Annotated in this window: 2 protein-coding genes and 2 tRNA genes; 2 read left to right on the top strand and 2 right to left on the bottom strand. The window is 67.9% G+C overall.

What is annotated here, in order from left to right; translation table 11 throughout:
• Positions 1-297 precede the first annotated feature (297 nt).
• Positions 298-391, top strand: a tRNA-Ser gene (locus tag V7E46_RS33425).
• Positions 392-549: 158 nt separating this feature from the next.
• A tRNA-Arg gene (locus V7E46_RS33420) sits at positions 550-622 on the top strand.
• A gap of 82 nt (positions 623-704) precedes the next feature.
• Here the strand turns inward: V7E46_RS33420 and V7E46_RS33415 are convergent.
• Together V7E46_RS33415 and V7E46_RS33410 are read right to left on the bottom strand one after the other, a co-directional pair.
• Positions 705-1,913, bottom strand: a complete 1,209-nt coding sequence (locus tag V7E46_RS33415; protein WP_333771909.1) for a tyrosine-type recombinase/integrase — start codon at positions 1,911-1,913, stop codon at positions 705-707.
• A gap of 123 nt (positions 1,914-2,036) precedes the next feature.
• The gene (locus tag V7E46_RS33410; protein ID WP_333771908.1) at positions 2,037-2,246 is read right to left on the bottom strand and encodes an excisionase family DNA-binding protein; all 210 of its coding nucleotides are present in this window, start codon (positions 2,244-2,246) and stop codon (positions 2,037-2,039) included.
• Positions 2,247-2,419 lie beyond the last annotated feature (173 nt).

The following is a 2,419-nucleotide window of genomic DNA, read 5'->3' as shown; positions in this document are numbered from 1 at the left end:
GGGCTGGAGCCGGGGCCGGCGGGAGTGCCGGCCAGGGGGCTGGCCTGGCGGCGCTGGGAACTGACGCGGAGGCTGACTGGAAGCATGCCTCTCCTTATCGTGCGAGAGCCCTGCAATCTGCCCATTTCACCCGTTCGTGGGCGCGCCGCCCCCGCACCGGCCCCGCTTCCTCCGCTCCGCCCGGGCCAACCCCTTTGCTCTCCCGACCGGCGGCCTTGTACCGTAGTCTGCGATTGGTCGCAGCCCGCAGGGCTGTGCCATCATCTGCACACGCACCCGCTCACCCGGGTTGCACCAGGAGGCGTCGCCTAGTCCGGTCTATGGCGCCGCACTGCTAATGCGGTTTGGGCTTTACCGTCCATCGAGGGTTCAAATCCCTCCGCCTCCGCCACCTTCTTCCGGAGCCCCGCTCGTCCCCTCGGACGGCGGGGTTTCCCCGTTCCCGGCCCCTCCCCCGCCCACCGCGTCTACCGATTTCACGTCCCGCCCGACCTCATGTAATGTTGTCACCGCAACGCCGACCGGCCCAAACCGCCGCGAAGCAGCTCCGCACTCGTAGCTCAACGGATAGAGCATCTGACTACGGATCAGAAGGTTGCAGGTTCGAATCCTGCCGAGTGCACAGCAGGTCAAAGGCCCCCAGGGATTCATCCCCAGGGGCCTTTTTCTTGCCGTACAGCAGCGAAGTACAGCAACCGCCTCGCTCAGCCCTTGCCCATGGCCTCCGAGAGCTGCCGCAGCGCGTCGCGCACCTCTTCCTCACTGGCCTCGGCGTAGACCTCCATCGTCATGGCGATCTGCGAGTGCCGCAGGATGCGCTGCGCGATCTTCGGGTGGACCTTGAGCGCCACCAGGAGCGAGCTGCACGTGTGACGGGTGTTCCGCAGCGGAATCACCCGGACCCCCGCCCGGCGAGCACGGCCGGCGAACATGCGCGTCATGTTCCCCGGCTCGATCGGCGTACCGAACTTCGTGGTGAACACCAGGCCCCGGCTGTCCTGCCATAGCTCGCCTGCCTGCTTCTTGTGCTTGAGCTGCTGTTCGCGCCGTAGCCGGAGGGCGGACAGGCACAGCTCGGGCAGCGGCAGGAAGTCGTCGGAGTCCTCCGTCTTGGTCTCGCGGTGCAGGATCTCCCGGCCGGCGCGCTGGATCTGGTGGTCGACGTACAGCTCACCCGCCTCGAAGTCGATCGACTTCCACGTCAGGCCCAGCACTTCGCCACGGCGCAGCCCCAGCGCCAGGACCAGCACCCAGGCCGCACACAGCGGATCATCGGTGCGCGCGACGTGTTCGAGGAACCGCCCGGCTTCGACGACCGACCACGGCTTGATCTTCCGGCGGCGCGGCTTGGGCACGGTCACCAGCTTGGCGACGTTCTTGCTGATCTCCTCTTCCATCACGGCGTGCGAGAGCGCGGCCCGCAGCGCGTCGCGGGCAGCCTGCACCACCCGGCGCGAGGGGTAGGACTCGCAGCACTCGCCGATCGCGCAGCAGCGCTGTCGGCGCGCCGGATTCGCGTGCTCCTTCGGCCGCTTGGCGTCCTTGCCCTGAGCGCAGCACTGGCAGGTGCCGGCCAGCTTGGTCAGCCACTCCCGGACCTCGCGCACCGTCAGCTTGTCGAGCCGCCTCGCACCCAGGTGGGGATTGATGTAGAGCCGCGCGCAGCCCTCGTACGAGACGTACGACAGCGGCGCGAGATTCGGTTTCACGATCGACTCAAGCCAGTACGCCAGGAACTGCGCGACCGTACGGTGCCGGGTGGCCACCGGCCCGTTCTTCGCCTCGGCATGCAGCCTGATCCACTTGTCGTGCACCTCGTCACGAGACTTGCCGTAGACGTACTTGCGGGCGCGCTTGCCGTCCGGCTTGGTGACCCAGACGTAGGCCGCGTGGCCGTTCTTGTAGGGGTAGATGGAGCCTTCGCCGTTGNACGTACTTGCGGGCGCGCTTGCCGTCCGGCTTGGTGACCCAGACGTAGGCCGCGTGGCCGTTCTTGTAGGGGTAGATGGAGCCTTCGCCGTTGCTTCGCTTGGTACTCACGCTGCCTCCTCGGCGGTGGCGACGACGTGTGCGACGTACTCGTCGACCCAGGCGGGGAGGATGCGGCGGTTGCGGCCGATGACGACGGAGCGGATCTCGCCGGTGAGGACCAGCATCTTGGTCTTGGACAGGCCGAAGCCGAGCATGTCGGCGACCTCGGCGGTGGTGAACCATTTCCGCTCCACGGCGGATATGGGGGTGGGCATGGAGTCTCTTCTCTCGGCGGCGCGGGGCAACGCGCTGCCGTGCTGACTGGTGGGATGGGCGGTGGATGGAGCGGTCCCGCGTGCGTGGTCCTCGGCGTTGGTAGCGCCGAGGACTGGTGCGGGTGTGTGGCGAGGCCGGGCGGGTGGGAACGGCTGTTGGCCTTGCAGCGCGG

It is taken from the genome of Streptomyces sp. IBSBF 2435, assembly GCF_036815005.1.
Classification (GTDB): Bacteria; Actinomycetota; Actinomycetes; order Streptomycetales; family Streptomycetaceae; genus Actinacidiphila.
The sequence above is the reverse complement of the archived record's forward strand: the minus strand, read 5'-3'. Positions and strand labels throughout refer to the sequence as shown.

Coding starts and splice junctions, on each gene's coding strand:
- V7E46_RS33410 (WP_333771908.1), bottom strand. CDS start 2,246: ATGCCCACCCCCATATCCGCCGTGGAGCGGAAATGGTTCACCACCGCC.